At 60.6% G+C, this 19,168-nt stretch carries 22 protein-coding genes; 11 read left to right on the forward strand and 11 right to left on the reverse strand.

Going from position 1 to position 19,168, the window contains the following annotated elements; translation table 11 throughout:
* The first annotated feature begins 29 nt into the window (after window positions 1–29).
* Together NKH13_RS09365 and NKH13_RS09370 are read left to right on the forward strand one after the other, a co-directional pair.
* Window positions 30–221: a DUF3606 domain-containing protein gene (locus NKH13_RS09365; protein ID WP_352912313.1), complete on the forward strand. Its 192-nt coding sequence runs from the start codon at window positions 30–32 to the stop codon at window positions 219–221.
* Between the two features lie 347 nt (window positions 222–568).
* A complete protein-coding gene (locus tag NKH13_RS09370) occupies window positions 569–775 on the forward strand; it encodes a hypothetical protein (protein ID WP_352912314.1) in 207 nt (68 codons plus the stop codon).
* Between the two features lie 616 nt (window positions 776–1,391).
* Here the strand turns inward: NKH13_RS09370 and NKH13_RS09375 are convergent.
* The gene (locus NKH13_RS09375; protein ID WP_352912316.1) at window positions 1,392–2,150 is read right to left on the reverse strand and encodes an acyl-homoserine-lactone synthase; all 759 of its coding nucleotides are present in this window, start codon (window positions 2,148–2,150) and stop codon (window positions 1,392–1,394) included.
* Complete coding sequence (locus NKH13_RS09380) at window positions 2,098–2,847, reverse strand: autoinducer binding domain-containing protein (protein WP_352912318.1); 750 nt, start codon at window positions 2,845–2,847, stop codon at window positions 2,098–2,100. The genes NKH13_RS09375 and NKH13_RS09380 overlap by 53 nt, the downstream gene beginning before the upstream one ends.
* A 127-nt stretch (window positions 2,848–2,974) precedes the next feature.
* On the opposite strand from NKH13_RS09380, the gene NKH13_RS09385 reads away from it, so the two are divergent.
* Entirely contained in the window at window positions 2,975–3,190 is a 216-nt protein-coding gene (locus NKH13_RS09385) for a helix-turn-helix domain-containing protein (protein WP_352912319.1), read from the forward strand.
* A 26-nt stretch (window positions 3,191–3,216) separates the two neighbouring features.
* On the opposite strand, the gene NKH13_RS09390 is transcribed toward NKH13_RS09385, so the two are convergent.
* Window positions 3,217–3,477, reverse strand: coding sequence for a helix-turn-helix domain-containing protein (locus NKH13_RS09390; RefSeq protein ID WP_352912321.1), 261 nt, complete (start codon window positions 3,475–3,477; stop codon window positions 3,217–3,219).
* Window positions 3,478–3,623: 146 nt separating this feature from the next.
* On the opposite strand from NKH13_RS09390, the gene NKH13_RS09395 reads away from it, so the two are divergent.
* The 6 genes from NKH13_RS09395 (at window position 3,624) to NKH13_RS09420 (ending at window position 9,260) form a co-directional block, all read left to right on the forward strand.
* Window positions 3,624–4,397 carry an IclR family transcriptional regulator gene (locus tag NKH13_RS09395; RefSeq protein ID WP_352912323.1) on the forward strand — a complete coding sequence of 258 codons (774 nt, stop codon included), beginning with the start codon at window positions 3,624–3,626 and terminating at the stop codon, window positions 4,395–4,397.
* The gene (locus NKH13_RS09400) at window positions 4,387–5,580 is read left to right on the forward strand and encodes a M24 family metallopeptidase (protein ID WP_352912324.1); all 1,194 of its coding nucleotides are present in this window, start codon (window positions 4,387–4,389) and stop codon (window positions 5,578–5,580) included. The genes NKH13_RS09395 and NKH13_RS09400 overlap by 11 nt, the downstream gene beginning before the upstream one ends.
* A 185-nt stretch (window positions 5,581–5,765) precedes the next feature.
* The gene (locus tag NKH13_RS09405; RefSeq protein WP_502912363.1) at window positions 5,766–6,860 is read left to right on the forward strand and encodes a threonine synthase; all 1,095 of its coding nucleotides are present in this window, start codon (window positions 5,766–5,768) and stop codon (window positions 6,858–6,860) included.
* Window positions 6,861–7,023: 163 nt separating this feature from the next.
* Window positions 7,024–7,770, forward strand: coding sequence for an ABC transporter substrate-binding protein (locus tag NKH13_RS09410; protein ID WP_352912328.1), 747 nt, complete (start codon window positions 7,024–7,026; stop codon window positions 7,768–7,770).
* Between the two features lie 105 nt (window positions 7,771–7,875).
* Complete coding sequence (locus NKH13_RS09415) at window positions 7,876–8,532, forward strand: amino acid ABC transporter permease (RefSeq protein WP_352912330.1); 657 nt, start codon at window positions 7,876–7,878, stop codon at window positions 8,530–8,532.
* A complete protein-coding gene (locus tag NKH13_RS09420) occupies window positions 8,529–9,260 on the forward strand; it encodes an amino acid ABC transporter ATP-binding protein (RefSeq protein ID WP_352912332.1) in 732 nt (243 codons plus the stop codon). Before NKH13_RS09415 ends, NKH13_RS09420 begins: the two co-directional genes overlap by 4 nt.
* A gap of 45 nt (window positions 9,261–9,305) precedes the next feature.
* Here NKH13_RS09420 and NKH13_RS09425 read toward each other — a convergent pair whose 3' ends face one another.
* Window positions 9,306–10,352, reverse strand: a complete 1,047-nt coding sequence (locus tag NKH13_RS09425) for a pyridoxal-phosphate dependent enzyme (protein WP_352912334.1) — start codon at window positions 10,350–10,352, stop codon at window positions 9,306–9,308.
* Window positions 10,349–11,332 carry a GHMP family kinase ATP-binding protein gene (locus NKH13_RS09430; protein WP_352912336.1) on the reverse strand — a complete coding sequence of 328 codons (984 nt, stop codon included), beginning with the start codon at window positions 11,330–11,332 and terminating at the stop codon, window positions 10,349–10,351. Before NKH13_RS09430 ends, NKH13_RS09425 begins: the two co-directional genes overlap by 4 nt.
* 346 nt (window positions 11,333–11,678) lie before the next feature.
* Here NKH13_RS09430 and NKH13_RS09435 point away from each other — a divergent pair, with 346 nt between their 5' ends.
* Entirely contained in the window at window positions 11,679–12,566 is an 888-nt protein-coding gene (locus tag NKH13_RS09435; RefSeq protein ID WP_352912338.1) for a LysR family transcriptional regulator, read from the forward strand.
* A gap of 227 nt (window positions 12,567–12,793) precedes the next feature.
* Window positions 12,794–13,960 carry an ATP-binding protein gene (locus NKH13_RS09440; RefSeq protein ID WP_352912340.1) on the forward strand — a complete coding sequence of 389 codons (1,167 nt, stop codon included), beginning with the start codon at window positions 12,794–12,796 and terminating at the stop codon, window positions 13,958–13,960.
* A 290-nt stretch (window positions 13,961–14,250) separates the two neighbouring features.
* Here the strand turns inward: NKH13_RS09440 and NKH13_RS09445 are convergent, their stop codons facing one another.
* Genes NKH13_RS09445 through trbK-alt form a run of 6 tightly spaced genes read right to left on the reverse strand, consistent with a single transcriptional unit; the run spans window position 14,251 to window position 19,162 of the window.
* Window positions 14,251–14,478, reverse strand: coding sequence for a DUF2274 domain-containing protein (locus tag NKH13_RS09445; RefSeq protein ID WP_352912342.1), 228 nt, complete (start codon window positions 14,476–14,478; stop codon window positions 14,251–14,253).
* Window positions 14,475–15,686, reverse strand: a complete 1,212-nt coding sequence (locus NKH13_RS09450; RefSeq protein ID WP_352912344.1) for a TraB/TrbI/VirB10 family type IV secretion system protein — start codon at window positions 15,684–15,686, stop codon at window positions 14,475–14,477. Before NKH13_RS09450 ends, NKH13_RS09445 begins: the two co-directional genes overlap by 4 nt.
* On the reverse strand, window positions 15,683–16,747 hold the full coding sequence (gene trbG, locus NKH13_RS09455; RefSeq protein ID WP_352912346.1) for a P-type conjugative transfer protein TrbG: 1,065 nt from the start codon (window positions 16,745–16,747) through the stop codon (window positions 15,683–15,685). The genes NKH13_RS09450 and trbG overlap by 4 nt, the downstream gene beginning before the upstream one ends.
* The gene (trbF, locus tag NKH13_RS09460; protein ID WP_352912348.1) at window positions 16,744–17,430 is read right to left on the reverse strand and encodes a conjugal transfer protein TrbF; all 687 of its coding nucleotides are present in this window, start codon (window positions 17,428–17,430) and stop codon (window positions 16,744–16,746) included. The genes trbG and trbF overlap by 4 nt, the downstream gene beginning before the upstream one ends.
* The gene (gene trbL, locus NKH13_RS09465; protein ID WP_352912350.1) at window positions 17,427–18,797 is read right to left on the reverse strand and encodes a P-type conjugative transfer protein TrbL; all 1,371 of its coding nucleotides are present in this window, start codon (window positions 18,795–18,797) and stop codon (window positions 17,427–17,429) included. Before trbL ends, trbF begins: the two co-directional genes overlap by 4 nt.
* Window positions 18,794–19,162 (reverse strand): putative entry exclusion protein TrbK-alt, encoded by a 369-nt coding sequence (gene trbK-alt / locus NKH13_RS09470; RefSeq protein WP_352912352.1) that lies wholly within the window; start codon window positions 19,160–19,162, stop codon window positions 18,794–18,796. Before trbK-alt ends, trbL begins: the two co-directional genes overlap by 4 nt.
* Window positions 19,163–19,168: the final 6 nt, after the last annotated feature.

A 19,168-nucleotide genomic window follows, 5' to 3' on the forward strand; every position in this document is an offset into this window, starting at 1 on the left:
GCAGCTGCTGAGTGAGTAGGAAAACGGAAATGAACGAGAACAACAGCACCCGAGACGACGTCGACCGAGGCCGCCTGTCGGTCGATGCGTTTTATGAGGTGGAACGTTTCGCGCGGGAAAATCGCATTTCGCCAAGTCAAGTCAGCAAGCTGATTAAAAAAATCGGCAACGACCGTCAGAACCTCGCCAAGGCAGTGAAAAAGCTGCGAGATCGCCATTGAAAAACCCGCCGGCATTCCAACCGCGAGTTGAGCATTCCATATCCGGCCTTACGTTCGCTTTTTACACACCGTTGACGAGAAGATCGCCCGCCCCTCCCAAGCTGGCGAAATGCTCGTAATGCAAATAGTCGCTGCCTTCGAGAGGCAGACTCGAATCTGCCGCCCGATCCCATAGCGCTTTGCCCAACGGCGGATGTTTTGGCTGGTCATTCGGCCATCGCGCCTTTGTCGCGGCTGCAATGACGGTCCGGGCCATATTGCAGCGCTCATCACTGGTAGGAGGAACTGCGATACCCCGTTTCGCCCGACATCAGGGAGCGATATCGGCTCTCATTTATTTGGGATCCATGGACACGATGAAACCCCAGGGCCACGGGATAGCGGCCGATGTTTTGAGATCGGAAGTTGCCAATGCCAGGCAGCGCATCCACCAGACCGAGCGCGCACTTCAACGCAGTGAAGAAATGGTGGCCGAGAATTTCGCGCTGTGCAGCAGGATACGAACTGCGGTCGAGGCCGCAGACCGCTTTGTGAAGATCGCCCCCCAGCTTTGAAGGACGTCGCGCGGGTTGAAGTGGGCCGGCGAAACGCGTCTCCGGGCGAAAGCGCAATCACCTCGTCGGCCCTGCGCAGAGACAGATCGAAGTTGCCCTCATGCGCGCTGACGTAGACGTTTGACCACAAGCAGCTTTTTCTTGCGTCGGGTCCGAGGTTGGCCCGCGGAAGAACCTTTGCTTCCAGTTCGGACGCCACGCGCCAATGTTCGTCAGGCTTTTCGTCAAAGCCGAGGTTGGCCGCTAAGACGTGATCCCAAGCCAGTCCGCACGATAACAGCGACGCGTCGGGAAATTTGGCCAGGCCCTCAAGAATTGTGTCCGTCGCCTTCACCAGGCTCTCGGGCGTGAACTGCCCAAAAAAAGAAATTGGATCGAAGGAGAAGTCGTACTCTTCAAGATCCGGTGTGTCCTTTTCCCAGACCTCCTTCTTCGATGCCAAGGCTGGTACCGCTTGCCCCGCCTGGGCGCGCGCCCGTCTTTACACCTCCGTCTTTGAATGGCTGTTATGGCGCGAGGCAGACAGCCGATTTGCACGCGATAGTGCGTCGCCGCCCTCTGCGAGTGCCAGGCAGCATGTTCGTTCGAGGCGTGACGCCCAAAAGCGGCCCCGCGGTCAGGCCAGCCGCTTGAATGGCGTTTCGGCCCAAAGTACCGGGCCGGTTATGCGATAGAATTGTCGCGTCGCGGCCAAGGCGGACGGGCCGACGTCGACCATCACGCCGATGATCGTCATGTCATCGCACTCGAACGAAGACCCAAGCTGCCTTGGGCACCAGCCGATCGATGCCAACCGGTCGAACCAGTAGTCCTCACAGACAATCGTCAGATTGCTTATGCCTCTTTGAATGCAGAATTCCAGAATTCCGCAGTAGATCACGCCGGCGGCCTGGCAGGGTCGGCCGGGCTCGCGAAAATCCCGGGCCACGAAAAACCTGGTCCACTCAAGGATATCGGGTCGGCGCGGAACGCCACCATCGGCAAGTTGCGGAAAGATTTCGCTCATCAGATGCGGTCTGAGGCTCGGCACCAGGCGGGATCCGGCAACGACACCTCTTCCCGGCTGGATGCCGAGCAGATGAATCGCCTCTGGTGTATCAAACGGGTCGATCTCGCGGCTGTTGGGGCGCCTCAGCTCGTGCCAGCCACGTTCATCGACATAGATTTCATGTCGCAGGCGGAAGTAACTGTCGAGATCCCCTCGATAGGCAAAGCTGTTTGACGCGTCGACGACATGGACCTGAATCATTGCGGTTCCTCGAGATGGAACCCCATCCGACCACGCGACGATTGCCAATGAAATACCCAGATCTGAGGATGGATCAAAGTTCGATTTCGCGCCTGCGATAAGCCTCGACGATGGCGTGCACGACATTGGCGGTGCTGAGCTTCTGCTTGATATTGCGCAGATGGGTTGTCACGGTGTTTTCCGAAATACCAAGTATTCGGGAAACCTCCCATGCGGTCTTCCCGCCAGCGACCCACTGCAGGATTTCACGCTCCCGTTGGGAAAGCTTTTGTCTCGGCCGCCTGAGCGAGCTGCCGACGAGTCGTTCGGCAGCTGAGTAGGCATGGCGCGCAAGGGCATGAACTGTGCAGCGCACCGTCGGCGCCAAATCAATTTCGCGTCCGGCAACCGTTACACAGGCCGGATCGCCAAATGAAGCCTGGATTGGGATGCAGATCCCGTCCCAAAGCCCAAACTCTTTTGCCTCGTTCATCACCTTCCTCGCATTGCTGTTCGTCAGGCCGTGATGGACGTCCCTCCAAAGGAACGGCCCGATCGCACCACGGCACAAGGCAACGCAAGGATCATGGCGATAGTGTCCGGCAGCCATGTAGTGGTCGTACCATTCCCCCGGCCAACCGTTGACAAGGATGTGTCCATCCAGCGATCCGGTGTCCTGGCGTGGCAATTCGGTGACGAGACAGGCTGCATAGCCGTGACGTTCGATGCTCCTGCGCAGTTGCCGAATGATTTCGGCGACGCTGCTTGCACGATCAATCAGCGCGGTTGCTTCAAAGATTTGCGTTAACTGGTGCTGTAAGACGCTTCCATGAACCGTCGACATTTCACGCCCCTTCAATGTACTGAGACAAAGAAAGAATAAATAAGTTAGGCCCGACCGCAACCTGCGGCATGACGTTTGACTACTATAGTAGGTGGCACTAAAGGGCGCGTTCTGACTGCCTCGCCGCATGAGGCTGAGGTCGGTTTTTGCTCGCAATCTGAGGTTGCTTCGCCAAGGTACCGGCTTGTCGCAGGAACAGCTCGCGGACCTTGCCGGCCTTGATCGCAACTATGTCGGCAAGCTCGAGCGGGAGGAGAACTCACCGACGGTCGATACCTTGGAGGTACTGGCGTTGGCATTGCAGGTTGACGTGGAGGAGCTCATCCGTCGCAACGCGCCGTGATCCACCGGCCAGGAGGCGGCGGAGGGTCAGGATTTTCTGCTGCGGCGCGCACGCGGCGTCACGGCTGGGGCGTCTTTGCCTAGCCGTTTGGTCAAGTCCTCGATGTCGACGCTTAATGCAGTGGCAAGCTTTGCAAGCGACAGAATTGTGGGATTGCGCCGGCCGGCCTCGAGACCACTCAGATAGGCGCGCGTGAACCCTGAACGGAACGACAGTTCCTCTTGAGAGAGGGCTTGTGCGCGCCGAATCCTCTGTACGTTCAAGCCGACAACCACCCGTAGGTCCATGAGGGCATGGTCGTCGCTGCGTACACTTTAGGACGACACACTATAGTGAACATTCGTCATTGACAGGCGCCGCCATTGCTGCTTTTCTCATCATATTGCGGAACGCCATTCCGAAATAAGGAACGCCTGTGACAGGAAATCTTTCGTTGGAACGTGGCCTTGCGGTCCTCAACGTCCTCAAGGAAGCGGACGAAGCGGTCGGGGTGCGCGAACTCGCCCGCAGGCTTGAGCAGAGTGCTCCCGCCGTGCAGCGAATTCTGAATACCCTGGCAGAGCAGGGCTATGTCGAGCAGTCGCCAGACTCGCGGCGCTACCGGCTCGGTCACTCTGTCCTGGCGCTAGCGCGGAAGGTCCTGGGCAGAGACCGCCTGGTTGGTTTGGCAGAAATCGAACTGCAGGCGCTGGCCGCCGAAGGTTGCTTCAACGCATTCCTCGGTATCAGGCGGGGCAATTGCGGGATTTATCTCCTGACCGTGCAAAGCAAGAGTCCGGTCGTCATTCGTTCTTCCCCTGGTGAAATTTTCCCCTTGCACTCCACCGCTTTGGGCAAGGCACTCCTGATGGAGCTGAGCGGTGAAGCAGTCATTGGTATCCTTGGACGAGGTCCGCTGGAGCAGGTTGCCGTACGCACCGTCACGGACCCACACAAGCTCGTGGCTCAGATCAGAGCGTCCGAATCTGTCGGTTACACAACCTCACTGGACGAGAACTTTACCGGGCTGATAGCGGTCGGCGCACCGCTTCGCGATGCATCGGGCATGATCGTCGCGGCGATAAGCGTGGCCTACCCCCGGTCTGTGGGGCCGCATGTGGAGATCGCCGAGGTTGGAGAGGCAGTAATGGCGGCTGCGGCGCGCATCTCAGCCGGCCTCGGCTTTCCAGAAACAAAACAGCCTCGGGATTCCCACCATGCTGCTTAACGAGGCCCGCCTGAAACAATGCATGTCGGCAGCTGGGCTTGATGCCGTTATAGCCACGACGCCGGAAAACGTGACCTATATGAGCGGCTTCTGGGCTTTGCCGCAATGGATTCGTCGTGGCCCGCAGGCCTATGTGGTGTGGCCGGCTCCTGACAAAGGCACGCCTGAAATCATCGCCAGCACCAGCACTCTCGACCTCGTTGCCGATCAGGAAGTCTGGGTAAGCAAGGTGCGGCGCTATGGCGACTTTTACGCCGATGTCGGTTCCTCGACCGCCGTGGACCGCGCCAATGAACGACACCTGCAGCTTCGCGACCTGCCGAGGCATGGCGATGCAATTGCGGCTTTGATCGGCGCATTGGAAGAAGCCCAGCTCGGTCGCGGGCGGATCGGCATAGACGAGGCGGGGCTCGCGCCAGGATACCAGGAAACCCTCAGAGCCCATTTTCCCAAGGCGTCGTTCCTACCAGCCACCGCGTTGCTTCGCGAGGTTCGTGCCGTAAAAACGGCAGATGAAATCGAACGGCTCGGCCAAGTTGCCCAGATTGCCGAACGCTCCATTCAAGCAGCACTCGCCGTTGCTCAGGAAGGCGCCACCGAAGCAGACCTGGCGCGCGCTTTTCATATCAGGACGGTCGAGGAAGGCGCCCTGCCCGTACTGGGATGCATCGGCTTTGGCGAGCGCAGCGCGCTCATGAACGTCCAGCCGTCTGACCGCAGGTTGCGCGCTGGAGAGATCATCCGCTTCGACGTCGGTGGCCGGTTTCGGCATTACCGCGCCGACATTGCCCGCATCGCCACGCTGGGCGAGCCGCCGCCGCAGGCGCATCGGCTTCAGCAGGCACTGCTGCGCGGCGTTCAGCATGCCTGCGACATTATCCGACCCGGCCTGCCAGCAGCACAGCTCTTCGAGACGGTGGTGCGGGTGGTTCAGAGCGAAGGAATTGCCCACTACGAGCGCGATCACGTCGGCCATGGCATCGGCCTTGATGGTTATGATGCGCCGACGCTCTCGGCGCGCAGTACAGACGTCCTTGAAGAAGGAATGGTGCTGTGCGTGGAGACCCCCTACTACGAAATCGGCCGCTGGGGACTCCAGGTTGAGGACATGGTGGTTGTTCGCCAGGGCGGCGTGGAGCGGCTGACAGAGACGCACGATGCAATCACCCGGGTGCCGTTATGAGCCGCGCGGTAGGTTTTTCCTGTATTCGATGCGGCGCCTTGTTCCGGATCGATACCAAAATAGACTCACGCGGCTGCCCGATATGCTGCGCCGAAGCGCCAGCCAATCTTAAGGTCGTCTACGATCCATCCGGAGCTACATCGGCAGCGGGTGCCGCGCTGCCCTCGCTCTGGCGCTATGCCGACATGCTTCCTTGTGGGCTCAGCGATGCAATCTCCCTGGGCGAGGGCCTGACGCCGCTGCTGAGCGCCGAGAGGCTGGGAAAGCAGCTCGGCGTCCCTAAGCTTCTTATCAAGGACGAAGGCGCAAACCCTACGTGGTCCCACAAGGACCGCTTCTCGACCGTGGCGGTGTCCATGGCACGTTTGAGTGGCGCACGCGTGGTGGCGACTGCTTCGTCGGGGAACGCCGGGGCCTCACTTGCCGCCTATGCTGCACGGGCGGGCCTGAAATGCGTCGTTGTCACATTCTCAGGCACCGCCGGCGCAATGTTGGCGCAGATCCGCAAATACGGCGCCAGCGTCGTATCCCTGGCCGACAAATCCCATCGCTGGCCATTGCTTGCCGCCGGTACCGAGCGCCTCGGATGGTTTGCGACGTCGCCTTTTCACAGCCCCGTGGTTGGCAGTCATCCTGTCGGGATCGAGGGCTACAAGACCTTGGCTTACGAGATCGTCGAACAGATGCACGGAGCCGTGCCGGACTGGTGCGCCTTGCCTGTTTGCTATGGCGACGCGCTTGCCGGGCTCTGGGCGGGATTCAAGGATCTTCTCAGCCAAGGCAGGATCGATCGGCTGCCGAGACTCCTGGCGGCGGAAGTGCACGGATCCTTGGCCAAAGCGCTTGCCGGCAAGGCCGATCTGGTCGCCGAGGTTCCCGCGGGTTTCGACACGCTTGCCATCTCGATCGGCACCACACGAAGCACGTTTCAGGCGCTCAGCGCGCTGCGTGAATCTGGCGGCATAGCAATGCCGGTCGGCAACTGCGGCCTGATAGACATGCAGCAGCAGCTTGCGGCCACCGAGGGAGTGTTTGCCGAGCTTGCCTCGGTGACTCCACTTGCAGCTATTGAATCCTTGAGACGCGAGGGCACGATCGCGCGGTCGGACAGCGTCGTTGCCATCGTGACAGCGAGCGGCCTCAAGGATTTGGATCGTTCGACCAGCCCGGACCAAGCAAAACAATCGTTTCGGTCAGTTGCCGACGCGTGGAAACACCTTACCGGGGACTACGACTATTTCGCGCCCTCTCATGAACAACGTGCGGCCAAGATGTCCTGAAGAGAAGATAGAGACGATCATGAACAGATGCGACTTCTGATCGACTGATGATCTCGTCCATCACTGGACGGTATTGCGACTTCCAAAAGCTATCCACGAGAGGCAAATTCAACTCGCTTAGCGAGCGGAACCTCGATTCAAACATGATGAAAGGGGAATTTTCATGCTTCGCAAAACACTCATCGGCTGGCTCGCAGCCAGCAGTGTCGCAATGGCAACTCAGACGATGGCTGAGGAAACGCTCAGAGTCGGCGTCACGCCAACCGGAGTGCCGTTCACGTTTGTCGACACCGCAACCCGAAAGCCGACTGGCGCGATGGTCGATCTGGCAAGTGCGATTGCCGCGAACCTTGGTACGACCGCTGACTTCCAGGTAAACGCTTTTCCAGCCCTGATCCCGGCATTGACGACCGACAAGATCAATCTGATTTCCGCCAGCATGTTCATAACCGACAAGCGCAAGCAGGTGATCGATTTCAGCACGCCGGTTTACGCCTATGGCGAGGCGATGTTTGTTGCTGCCGGCGACAGCAACAACTACACGATCGAAGAGCTGAGGGGTGAGACTGTCGGCGCGCAGATCGGCTCGACCTACGCTGAGGCTCTGGAAGCACTTGGCGTCTTCGGTCAAGTCAAGCTCTACGACTCAATCGCTGACATGATGCGTGATGTGGTCCTGGGCCGCATCAAGGCCGGCTTTGGAGACGCCCCGATCGTCGCATATCAGCTTTCAAAGAACCCCGAGTTGGGTGTCCGCCTCGTCGACGGCTATCGGCCGATGAAAAAAGGCGAAGTCGCGTTAGCGGTTGCCAAGGAAAATCCACTGCTTCTCGAAAAGGTGAATGCCTCCATCGCCAAGCTGAAGGAGAGCGGCGAACTAAGTCGAATATTTGCCAAATATGGCCTCTGAAGCCATCCCCATCGAGCTCGAAACTAGCGTCGGCTGGCAGGACCATAGGATCGCATCGGAATGACCGGCCTTGACGGTCGGGAACGTGCCAAGAGGAAGCCGGCCATGACCAATTTCATCGCGCACGCAACGGAATATCTACCGCTTCTTCTTCACGGCGTTTGGCTGACCGTCATGATAACCCTTCTTGCGCTCTGTCTTGCGACGGCGCTCGGCCTTGTCTGGGCGCTATTGAGGACATCGGAGATACGCTGTCTCGCCGTGCCGACGCGGCTTCTTGTCGACTTCGTGCGCGGCATACCACTGCTGGTGGTTCTCTTTTATATCTACTTTGTCGCGCCCGAGATCGGCATCAACCTGACTGCGCTCCAGGCCGGTACGATCGGGCTGGGCCTGGCTCACTCCTGCTATCTCGGCGAAACCTTCCGCGCGGGCATCGAGGCGGTCGACAAAGGTCAGGTGGAAGCGGCAAAATCGATCGGGATGAAGCGTGCGTTGATGATGCGCCGCGTCGTGCTGCCGCAGGCGGTCAAGATTATCCTGCCGCCTTACGCCAACAACATGATCATGCTGCTGAAGGACTCCTCGCTTGTGTCGGTGATTTCGGTTCAGGAGTTGACCATGCAGGGTAAGATGCTCGCGTCGTCCACTTTCGACAACATGACAGTTTTTACTTTGGTGGCACTGCTTTACCTGTGCCTGACCGTTCCGCTGAACCTGTTTATGCGCAGAGTCGAGAGCTATCTTGGGGCGGCGGGATGATCACCTTCGACGACGTGCACAAGTCCTTCGGCGCCCATGAAGTCCTCAAGGGAATCAACGCCGAGATCGCCAAGGGACAGGTCGTATGTCTGATCGGGCCCTCGGGTTCCGGCAAATCGACGCTTCTACGATGTGTAAACGGGCTTGAGACCTATCAGCGCGGTCGCATCAGCATCGATGGCACCGTGGTGGATGCCGCCTCGCCCCAGGTTCACGCCATCTGCACCCGTGTTTCCATGGTTTTCCAACGCTTCAACCTGTTTCCGCACCGCACCGCCCTGGAAAACGTCATGGAAGGGCCGCTCTACGTGCTGAAGGAAAATAGGAACCAGGTCCGCGAGCGGGCCATGGCATTGCTCAATCGCGTCGGCCTGGCCGACAAGACGAATGCCTATCCCGCGTCATTATCGGGCGGCCAGCAGCAGCGCGTAGCCATCGCCCGCGCCCTGGCGATGCGCCCACAGGCCATTCTTTTCGACGAGCCCACCTCCGCACTTGACCCGGAAACGGTCGGCGAGGTCCTGCAGGTCATGCGCGCGCTGGCAGACGAGAACATGACCATGCTCGTGGTTACGCACGAAATTCAGTTCGCGCGAGAGGTTTCCGATAGCGTCCTCTTTCTCGACGGCGGCCGGATCGTTGAGCAAGGCCCGGCCAAGGAGCTCCTTCGACATCCCAAACACGAACGCACTAGGGATTTTCTTCACCGGGTCATGCACCCCGTCTGACTCCTGGCCGATGTTGGTTTGTCGCCTGGCCTGGATTCGAACCTGTCACTGCGCAGGGGACAGGCCGCCCAGCCCTGCGAGGACGGCGTTTAAAGTTCTGCGGTTCCATGGGAATCTCGTCCATGCCGTCTCTTCGGCTGGACGAATTTGCGTGAGAACAGTTGGTTCAAGGGGTATCGAGATTGGCCAATCCTTCAAACCGGCGAGCCAGTCGGGGTTGTAGACAGTATCCGAATGACGATGCCCTTCATCTGGCATAATCACGACGGTGGAGGCTTCCGGATTTTGCCTGGCGAACCAGGCGGCGACCAACGCTGCGGCCCCGCTGGTCGGCCCCATGAATAGCCCGTGATCGCGAAACAGCCCATGCGCCGTTGCGTAAGCCGGCAATGCGCCCACCCAATGAATGTCGTCGATCATCTCATGACGAACATTGTCCGGCAAAACACTGTTGCCGAGCCCGCGCAGCATGCGACGTCCGACAGGCTGGCCAAAGAGCATGCTTCTGTGGGTATCGACAGCAATCATCCTGAGATCAGGAAAGAGCTCACGAAGGAAGCCTCCGGTTCCGCAAAGCGATCCCCCGGTGCCCACGCAGCCGACGAGGCAATCGATGCGGCCGAATGATCGAACAACGAGGTCGGCCAGGCGTGCGTAGGCAAGACGGTTTTCCGGACTGTCGTATTGTCGAGGCCAATACGTGCCCGGGCTATCTTGCAGGGTCTGCTGAAGATACTGGAGCCGACCGCGCTGATTGCCGTCTCCTTGAGGATCGTCGATGGCCATGACTTTGGCACCAAGTTGTTCCAGTCGCCGCCTGAGTTTCAGGTCGATGAGGCTGGAGGCCGTGACAAGTGTAAGCGCATAGCCACGAACCGCAGCCAGCATGGCGATGGCGAGGCCGAATGTGCCCGACGTCGTTTCGATGATGTGACCTTCCTGCCTGAGGCGCCCTGACGCTTCCGCCTGATCGACCATGAACCGGGCGGGGATCAGCTTCATGAGGGAAAAGCAGGCGGCGTTGAGGTTAGGTGCGAGTTGGGCAAATCGCGGCGTCTCATAAGCGCGTAAATAGTCTTGCGCCGCGCTCACTGGATTAGCCCCATTTCGGCATTAAGGGCAAACGTATGGACGCCTTGGAGGCCTGCGCCGCTCACCTCCCTTGCGAGCTCAGCAGCGCGCATGGCCGCCCTGGGTGCGTTGGCATCCAGAAGAATGCCGATCAACGTGCCGCTGTGGGCCACCTGCACACCGCACGCGTCATGCGCCCGTGCTATATCCAAAACGGTATTGAAGGATGCCTTCGGCAGATGCCTCTGACTGATACTGGCGCTGATGGTTGCGACACGTCCAAGCAGGCGGGGATCTTGTTGTCGGATTGAGCGGTTCGCCAGTCCCCGCAGAACACGGAACAGCCCGATTTCCTCACCATCGTAACGTGCCCGTGGCATGCTTAGCGTATCGATCGGCCGGGCACTGCCGTCCCTGAAACCCACCAAGAGAAGGGGCGGGAATTCGCCACCGAAATGTTCTATCGTACGGCCTTCCCGGTGGGCGAAGAGGAGAGGTTGGTCGCCGTACGCAATGGCGTCGCTTGCCCCTTCGGCGGCCACCGCCAGTCGCGCAATCGTTGACTGGCGCAGCGTGAGGCCCGCTCCAGCTGCCACCGCACGAATCGCTGCAATGACGTCTGCGGTCGAGGAACCATAGCCATGCCCTATCGTAATAGGGCTTTCGATCGTAAGTTCTCCACCTCCTTCAGCTACTCCGATATGCTCGAGCGTGAGGGCCGCCGCGCGTGCCGCTTTGGTCCGGTTTGCAGGCCGCGGTCGAATCCCAGTTTGTTCATGCGGCCAGAAAGTCGCCAGCGACTCTTGCGAAGTGAGCGGCAGGGTTACGAGTCCGCGGCAAAGCCTTCCGTTTTCCCCTTCAAAGACGCCTTGGAGGAATTCCCCATGATGGGCGTGCGCTCGTCCGACTCCTACCGCCAGAGGCAGCCTGAGAGTCTCGTTGTTGATGTTGCTCGAATTTGTCCGATGGCCGGATCTCGGCATCCCCGTCTTTGTCACCACGTCATCTCCTCACCTGGAATTGACAGATGATGCGTATGACTGATCCATGCTGTCACTCGCCAAATCTTGGTAGCGCCACTGGCAAGCGCATCATGCAAAGATATCGACAAGATCGGCCCGCCGAATAGGGCGTCCGATACTGGACTAGGCACAGCAGCACTCGTCGAGTGCGGTTGGCCATGCTGACAACCGTTCCGAAACAGTGCACCATGCACCGTGTCTTCATTATTGTTCTTGTAAGGAGAGTTGGACTGCTCACCCTGTGTCAATACTGAGATTTGGCGATAGCCCGCAGCGGCCAAAAGCGCTCAAACGCGTTTTGTCGTCAACTTGAGTTTGAGCAGAGATGCGGAGCTCCATCCAACTCGCGACCCTCAATTATGCACTTGTGGTCGCGGAGGAGGGCAGCTTTCTTCGCGCCTCGCGACGCGCAGGGATCGATCATTCCGCGCTCAGCCGGCGCATACGCGATCTGGAATACGCGGTGGGTACGAGGATATTCCATCGCCATGCTCGCGGCGTCGGCCCAACCCCGGCCGGCGAGCGCTTCCTGGAGCGTCTACGCTCCGTGCTGCTCGAGCTCGACAACACGCTCAGCCTGGCCAGGTCCGGCACCAAAGATGACCAACAAAAGCTTTCCATCGGCTCCAACGGGATCATGCTTGCCGGGCGAGCCTTGGATGCAATCATCGAGTTCGGGCAATCTCATCCCAATGTGACCGTCAGCTTGACGGAGAGTCCTTACCCTTCGCCTGAGGCTGCTCTGGGTGCCACCCAGGTCGACGTGGTCGTGACCTCCTCCTCCCGATTTACCGGCGGCGCGTTCGAATTGACGCTGTGGAAAGACACTCTGGCTGTCGTTCTTGCCTCAAATCATTCTCTCGCCAGCCGTTCAGTGATCGAGTGGCACGAGTTGCACCAAGAGACGTTGCTGGTGCGCAGGGGCGAAGCATTTCAGCTCGCCGACGCTGTTGGACGCGGCGTGCAGCTTCCTCCAATCGTCGAACATCACGTCAGTGCGGGCATCCTTTTGCGCCTTGTCGGAAACGGGCTTGGAGTCGCTCTGATCCACGACCGAGATGCCGACAGTGTTCCTCAGGATGCGGTCTGTCGTAAGCTGCGGATCGGGGGCAAACCAATCCAGATCTCCAGTTTAGCCCGTTGGCGCCCCGACAACGCCAATCCTGCCCTGCCGACCTTCATCTCATTCCTGCGAGATCGGTATTCGTGCTGACAGTCATCCGACCGGCATGACCCGAACAATCACCCGGTTTAAAGTGCATCGGGCCCTGGCAACGCTCTGCCTGTCGTCATGAATCGTGTCAGCATCAGTGCGATCGGTTTTCGGTGCCAATCCCCCAAGGCGTCCGCACGTTTAACGCGCCCCTTCCCTCTTCTCGCCTTGCACCGCTGGGTCGATTTCTCCTTGCAAAACTGGAACTATACTCCATAATTGCAAGGATGATTGAACGCCGCATCAGCACAGAACTCACTGAGATGCTGGACAGCATGCCCGCTGTGGCGCTGCTCGGGCCGCGTCAGGTCGGCAAGACAACCCTGGCGCTGGAAATAGCCGAACGGCGTCCTTCGATCTATCTCGACCTCGAATCGGACGCCGACCGCGCGCGGCTTGCCGAGCCGGAGCTTTATCTGGCCGAGCATCAGGACAAGCTGGTTATCCTGGACGAGGTTCACCGGCTACCGAACCTGTTCCAGAACCTGCGCGGGCTGATCGACCGCGGTCGGCGTGGCGGTCGCAAAGTCGGCCGCTTCCTGCTCTTAGGTTCGGCGTCGATCGATCTTATGAGGCAGTCAGGCGAGACCCTTGCCGGCCGCATTGCCTATCTCGAAATGCATCCGATCGACGGTCTCGAGGTCGGCGCTGCCGACCTTGGGCCGCTATGGGTACGCGGCGGCTTCCCCGACAGCTTTCTGGCCGCGAGTGACCGCGCCAGCCAGCGATGGCGGCTGGATTTCATCCGCACCTATCTGGAACGCGACATCCCCCTCCTCGGTCCGCGCATCCCTGCCGAGACGTTGCGTCGCTTCTGGACCATGCTGGCGCACCGTCAAGCCGGCCTGCTCAACGCTGCCGAGTTCGCCCGCGCGCTCGGCGTCGACGCCAAGACAGTCGCGTCCTATCTCGACCTGCTCGTCGATCTCCTGTTGGTTCGCCGGCTGGAACCCTGGCATGCCAATGTTGGCAAGCGCTTGGTTAAATCCCCGCGCGTCTACGTTCGCGACAGCGGCATCACCCATGCGCTGCTTGGTCTCGCCACGCAGGAAGACGTGCTTGGGCACCCAGTGGCCGGCGCCTCCTGGGAAGGCTTTGTTATCGAGACCCTCACCGCGGCCGCCCCTGCCGGCACGCTGAGCAATTTCTACCGAACAGCTGCGGGCGCGGAGATCGACCTGCTGCTCACGTTGCCGGGCCAACGCGTCTGGGCCATCGAGGTCAAGCGTAGCCTGACGCCGAAGGTGGAAAAGGGTTTTCATCAGGCCTGCGAGGATCTTGCTCCGGTGCGGCGCATCGTCGTCTTTCCCGGATCAGAGCGTTTTCCGCTCCAGCACGGCGTTGAAGCGATGCCCCTGCAAGACTTAGGCCGGGCGCTGCTTGGCCAAACATGATAGAATAGCTTTGGTATTCATCCCGTCAGGGCGGAGGCTCAAAAGGCCCCTCTCGTCCTAGGCTCGAGACGGTGGTGAAGGTCGACGGTTTGTTTGTTTAGCCTCACGATGAGGCTACACGTCTGTCAGCCCTGCTGTCTTGGTCTTCGTCTGGCCGGTTTCATAGGAATCTGACGCGACCTTGATCGCCAGCCGACAGCAATGCTGATCTTGAGCAGATGCGGGGTGGCTCTCAGTGCGGACAACCGTCAGGCCGAGCAGACAAGCATCAGGCCGATCGCTGCCTTTGATTACCCCGAGTTCGTCTGGGAACGCATTCGGCCGAATGCCCTGTCCGTTGCCATGAATCGTGCCAGCATTGGCGCGATCAGCTTTGCCGGATCTGCGATTGTCTGGCCGCTTTCACGGCCAAGCACATCGGCATAAGCGACAAGGTCGCGATGAACGGCGGCAGGCAGTTCGACCGTGATCTTGACCGGACGGTCATCGGGAATGGCGGAAAGTTTCAGCTTGGTCATGATGGATCCTTCCCGCCGTACGGCGCCAGCACCAGGTCGTGATTGACGATGACGCGAACCGGGAAACCGGGCCGCACGGTGAGCGTCGGCTGGACATTGAGCTGATTGCGCACGAGCTGCTGGCCAATATCGGAGGCCGAATCCTGCGCGCTTTCGCGGATGGCCTTGGCGATTTCGCTTTCGTCGTCGCTGGACCCAAGCGATGTCCCAATGCCCAGCAATGTCGAGAGTGCTGCGGCACGGAACATCTGGCCCCAATGATGGTCAACCTCGTCTTCAAGTCCGGAAAATCCTTCAGCGTCTGCGCCCTGCTGGCGCTCCAGCACGATTGAAGTGCCGTCCGGCATGATCAGCCGGTTCCAGACCAGCAGCACGCGCGACTGGCCGAAGGCGACCTGGCTGTCGTATTGGCCGATCAGCCGTGCACCCTGCGGGATCAGGAGGAATGAGCCCGTTGGGCTGTCGTAGACATTTTCCGTGACCTGAGCGGTGATCTCGCCAGGCAGGTCGGAGCGGATGCCGGTGATAAGGGCAGCTGGTATGACAGTGCCGGCTTGCACCACATAGGGCGAGGCCTTCTCGGCGAGCCGATTGGGACTGACGGTGCGAAGGTCTGGCTCGGCATTGACGAAGGCCAGCTTGCGATCCTGCATGTTTTGCGCGGCACCAGGATCGATCGGTGGCGGCCCGGGGGGCAGAGTCAGACCAGATTGGGTGTCCGGTTCTATGACACTGCTGCCAGCAGCCTGTCGTGCGTGCCCAGCTCTCGTGTTCGTATCGGTGAAGAGCTTCGCCACGCGTGCGGCCTCGATCTCGGCCAGTCGGCGCTGCTCCTCCGGATCGGCGCGCGGTCCACTGACGTTGGACGCCCCAACCGGCTGGCCGCGCTCCTGGGCACGCAAGATCGGCCGGCCCAAATCGCCAGGCAGCGCGGGGCCGAGTTGCGGAACACCGGCATAGTCTTTCGGCAGCTTCTGTAGCCCGTCGGCCGTTGAGCGGTTTTCGGTGGTGAAAAGCTCGGGCGGCTGTTCGGTTCCGCGCTGTCTGGTGTCGAGCGCCCAAATCAACGTGCCGAGGATCGCAGCGCTGGCAACTCCACCAACGCCTATCAGCACCTTGCGCGACAATCGCGTGACCCTGGCCGGTTCGGGCCGCAGGCGCAGTTCCGCTCGAATGTCCTGGTTGGGTGCATTTGCAGGATCGCTCATCGGAACAGCCTCGTGCTGGGCGAGGTTCGTTTGCCGTCCGTGCGCACGATGCGGACGCGCTTTTCGCTTGTTTTGTCGCCGAGCCTCAATTCAGCGGCGGCAAACAGCCGATCAACGACGTAGTAGTTCTGGCGAGCACGGTAGTTGACCAGTTCCGAGCCGCCCGACGGGCCGATGACAAAGAGCGGCGGCATTTCGCCCTGCCCTATGCCTGACGGGAACTCGATGTAGACTTTTGCACCGTCATCGAAGGCGCGAAGCGGCCGCCAGGGTGCTGTGTCGCCCTCGATGCGATAGCGGAAATTCAGCTTCTGGATGTCGACGCCGGACGCAACCGGCTGTGCGGCGGAAGCCTGCGCGTTCTGGCGCCGCAGCGCAATCAGCTGGTCCTGTGGATACTGCCAGGAGACGGAAGCCATGTAGGTGTTTTCGGTCGAACGCAGCTCGAGATGATAGGTGCGGCGGTCGCTGTTGATGACGAGATTGGTCTGGAGATCTGGCCGTGTCGGCTTCACAAGAATATGGACCTGCTGGCGCTCCCCTGCCCCGCTTTGTGTGTCGCCGATGATCCAGCGCACCGTGTCGCCGGCGGCCACAGGCCCGGAGCCGACAAGCTGTTCGCCGGGCTGCAAGGCGATGTCGGTGACCTGGCCGGGCGCGGCATAGATCTGGTAGAGCGCCCCCTCACTCCAGGGATAAAGCTGGATGGCATTGACGAACCCGTCGCGAACCGGCTGCATTCTTGCTGCCTCGTTCGCCTGGCTGATCCGCTGCTTCGGATCGGTCGGCTCCGGCTTTACCTTCGTGGCGTCGACCGGTTTCAACTGACCCGGCAGCGGAAGCGGTTTCGGCACTTCGACCACCTTCACCGGACCAGGCGGGTCGACCTTGCGCACGGCCGGCACCGCATCGTCATAGGCGATCTGCGGCGGAATGTATTTTTTCGAAGCACAGCCGGCGAGCGCCGTTGCCGACAGCAGCGCCAGGGCAAGCCTACGTGCCTTGGGCGCATTGCGCGTGGCCGGTCTCGCCGATCTCCTTGTTCGTGCCGCACACATCATGAAAGCTCCTTCGACCAGCTGATGGCGTTGACATAGACGCCGAGCGGATTGGCTTTCAGCCGATCGGCGTTGCGAGGTTGTTGAATCACGATCGTGAGGATTGCGGTCCAGCGCTCGGTGCCGGCCAGGTTGCCGTTCTCGTAGCGGCGCTCGTGCCAGGCGACGCGGAAGGAATCGGGCGAAGCACGGATGACGCTGGAAACCTCGATCGCGATCTGGAGTTTGCCCACTTTGGCAAACGGGTCGTTCAAGCGGGCGTAATCATTGAGAGAAATGGCGCCTCTGTCCGTGGTGTAATCGTAGGCGCGCAGCCAATTTTGGCGCACGATGACCGGGTCGGCCGGAATGCTTCTGACCTGCTCGATGAAGCGGGCCAGATGCCAGGCGATCTGGGGATCGGTCGGCCGATAGTCGGCAACGGCCGGGGCGACAAGCTGCGCCTCGCCAAACTTGTCGACCTGAACCACCCAGGGAACCACCGAGCCGCGCGTCGACTGCCAGATCAATGCGGATGCAAAACCGCCGGCCAGGACGAGCGAGCCGAAGGCCATCAGCCGCCAGTTCTTCGCCTGGACGCGAGCCGAGCCGATGCGCTCGTCCCAAATCTGGGCTGCACGCTGATATGGCGTCTCAGGGTGAGGCGTTTTTGCATAACGAACGAAAGGGCGTCTAAAGGGGTTCATCGGCGGTCGTCCTGATCGAGGGAAACATTCATCGAGCCGCCGCCATCATCACTCGAATGGACAGAATGGGCGGCGGCGCTGGCGCCATGGCTCATGGCTTGGCTGCGCTTCATGCGTTTTGCCCATGCGGGCGGGGCGTCGGAACTGGCCTCGGTGGTCGGCCAGTCACCGGAGGAAGCCGTGCCCGACGAGTGCTTTCCAGTCGTCGCAGTCCAAGCCGCAAAGCGACCGGCCTCATAGCTGTCGGACAGCGCCGACGCAGCGCGCGACATGGCCTGCCTCACCGGTTGAACGGCAGCTCTGGCGCCAGCCCTGGCGACACCTGCCATGCCGGCGGCGACCGAGCCTGCACCGTCTCTTCCAGATGTCGCCGCGCCAAGTTCCCAGGCGGCAGAAGTGCTGCCGGCCAGGTGTGCGCCGCCGCGTGCGGCTGCTGCCGACATACGCGCACCGGCATTGAGAGCGCCTGCTGCGCCGCTCAATCCGGCGCGAGCACCCATAGCGCCAGCCACGCCAACGCCGCCAGCGACGAGGCTCGCGCCAATAGCGGCACCTGCGCCCATTTGCGGGGCACCAGAAACCAGCCCCGTCGCAATGCCGGGACCGAAGATCGACAGCCCCATCAGCGACAGAGCGCCCAGGACGAGCGACAGCGCATCCGTGATTGTGGGCTGCTCGGCACCGAAGCCTTGGGTGAACTCGCCGAACAGGCCCGAACCGATGCCAACGATGACGGCAAGGACCAGGATCTTCACGCCGGAGGCAACGATGTTGCCGAGCACTTTTTCGGCAAGAAAGGCGGTCCGGTTGAACAGCGCAAAGGGGATCAGCACAAAGCCGGCAAGCGTCGTCAGCTTGAATTCGACCAGCGTGACGAAGATCTGGACGGCCAGAAGAAAGAACGCAATCAGTACGATCGCCCAGGCGATCATAAGCACTACGATCTGGACGAAATTCTCGAAGAACGAGACGTAGCCCATCAGCTGGCTGGCGGCCTCGAGGATCGGATTGCCGGCGTCGATGCCGACTTGCGCGACGCGGCCCGGCTGCAGCAATGCCGAGCCGGAAAGTGCCGAACCACCAGCCTTCAGGCCGAGCCCGGAAAAGCTCTCGAAGACAATGCCGGCGAGGCGGTTGAAGTTGCCGATGACGAAAGCGAAGAAGCCGATATAGAGCGTCTTCTTCACCAGCCGGTGCAGCACGTCCTCGTCAGCACCCCAAGCCCAGAACAGGCCGGCAATCGTGATGTCGATGACGATCAGCGTGGAGGTCAGGAATGCCACCTCGCCGCCGAGCAGGCCAAACCCGGAATCGATGTAGCGAGTGAAAGTCTCGAGGAAGCGGTCGATGACGCCGGTGTCGTTCATGGCGCCACCGTTTCCCGATGTAGCCGGTCTTCCGCGAGAGGCGATGTTGGCGGTTGCAGCGGCAACATTCGGCTCGGGTCTTTTTCGATCGACGGAGCCGGATTCGGCGCTACGGGACGAGATGGCTGCAGGAAGCGTCGGCGGCCTTCAGCCCAGGCTTTCCTGCAGGTGTCGTCATCAATCGCCGCCATGCCGATGTCCCGGCATCTGGCAAGTTCGACGCTTGCCGGCTCGCCGCCCGAATGTGCGGAGCGCGGGGAGGACGCGTCCTGCGAGCCGTCGCCGCGCAGCGCCATGAAGGCGGCGGTCATGGCGGCGCCAAGGGCAAGAACAGCTGTCATCCGGGCGGCGATCTTGAGATCCATGCGGTC

The organism is Mesorhizobium sp. M1348, assembly GCF_040317925.1.
Lineage (GTDB): Bacteria > Pseudomonadota > Alphaproteobacteria > Rhizobiales > Rhizobiaceae > Mesorhizobium.

What these genes read in the sequence shown, in the direction of transcription:
- NKH13_RS09380 (WP_352912318.1), bottom strand. Translation starts at nt 2,847, where the DNA reads ATGTCGACGGTTCATGGAAGCGTCTTACAGCACCAGTTAACGCAAATC.
- NKH13_RS09405 (WP_502912363.1), top strand. Translation starts at nt 5,766, where the DNA reads ATGCTTCCTTGTGGGCTCAGCGATGCAATCTCCCTGGGCGAGGGCCTG.
- NKH13_RS09445 (WP_352912342.1), bottom strand. Translation starts at nt 14,478, where the DNA reads ATGACCAAGCTGAAACTTTCCGCCATTCCCGATGACCGTCCGGTCAAG.
- trbG (WP_352912346.1), bottom strand. Translation starts at nt 16,747, where the DNA reads ATGATGTGTGCGGCACGAACAAGGAGATCGGCGAGACCGGCCACGCGC.
- trbF (WP_352912348.1), bottom strand. Translation starts at nt 17,430, where the DNA reads ATGAACCCCTTTAGACGCCCTTTCGTTCGTTATGCAAAAACGCCTCAC.
- NKH13_RS09440 (WP_352912340.1), top strand. Translation starts at nt 12,794, where the DNA reads ATGATTGAACGCCGCATCAGCACAGAACTCACTGAGATGCTGGACAGC.
- NKH13_RS09415 (WP_352912330.1), top strand. Translation starts at nt 7,876, where the DNA reads ATGACCAATTTCATCGCGCACGCAACGGAATATCTACCGCTTCTTCTT.
- NKH13_RS09450 (WP_352912344.1), bottom strand. Translation starts at nt 15,686, where the DNA reads ATGAGCGATCCTGCAAATGCACCCAACCAGGACATTCGAGCGGAACTG.
- trbL (WP_352912350.1), bottom strand. Translation starts at nt 18,797, where the DNA reads ATGAACGACACCGGCGTCATCGACCGCTTCCTCGAGACTTTCACTCGC.
- NKH13_RS09390 (WP_352912321.1), bottom strand. Translation starts at nt 3,477, where the DNA reads ATGGACCTACGGGTGGTTGTCGGCTTGAACGTACAGAGGATTCGGCGC.
- NKH13_RS09385 (WP_352912319.1), top strand. Translation starts at nt 2,975, where the DNA reads ATGAGGCTGAGGTCGGTTTTTGCTCGCAATCTGAGGTTGCTTCGCCAA.
- NKH13_RS09410 (WP_352912328.1), top strand. Translation starts at nt 7,024, where the DNA reads ATGCTTCGCAAAACACTCATCGGCTGGCTCGCAGCCAGCAGTGTCGCA.
- NKH13_RS09435 (WP_352912338.1), top strand. Translation starts at nt 11,679, where the DNA reads ATGCGGAGCTCCATCCAACTCGCGACCCTCAATTATGCACTTGTGGTC.
- NKH13_RS09400 (WP_352912324.1), top strand. Translation starts at nt 4,387, where the DNA reads ATGCTGCTTAACGAGGCCCGCCTGAAACAATGCATGTCGGCAGCTGGG.
- trbK-alt (WP_352912352.1), bottom strand. Translation starts at nt 19,162, where the DNA reads ATGGATCTCAAGATCGCCGCCCGGATGACAGCTGTTCTTGCCCTTGGC.
- NKH13_RS09365 (WP_352912313.1), top strand. Translation starts at nt 30, where the DNA reads ATGAACGAGAACAACAGCACCCGAGACGACGTCGACCGAGGCCGCCTG.
- NKH13_RS09375 (WP_352912316.1), bottom strand. Translation starts at nt 2,150, where the DNA reads ATGTCGTGCACGCCATCGTCGAGGCTTATCGCAGGCGCGAAATCGAAC.
- NKH13_RS09420 (WP_352912332.1), top strand. Translation starts at nt 8,529, where the DNA reads ATGATCACCTTCGACGACGTGCACAAGTCCTTCGGCGCCCATGAAGTC.
- NKH13_RS09370 (WP_352912314.1), top strand. Translation starts at nt 569, where the DNA reads ATGGACACGATGAAACCCCAGGGCCACGGGATAGCGGCCGATGTTTTG.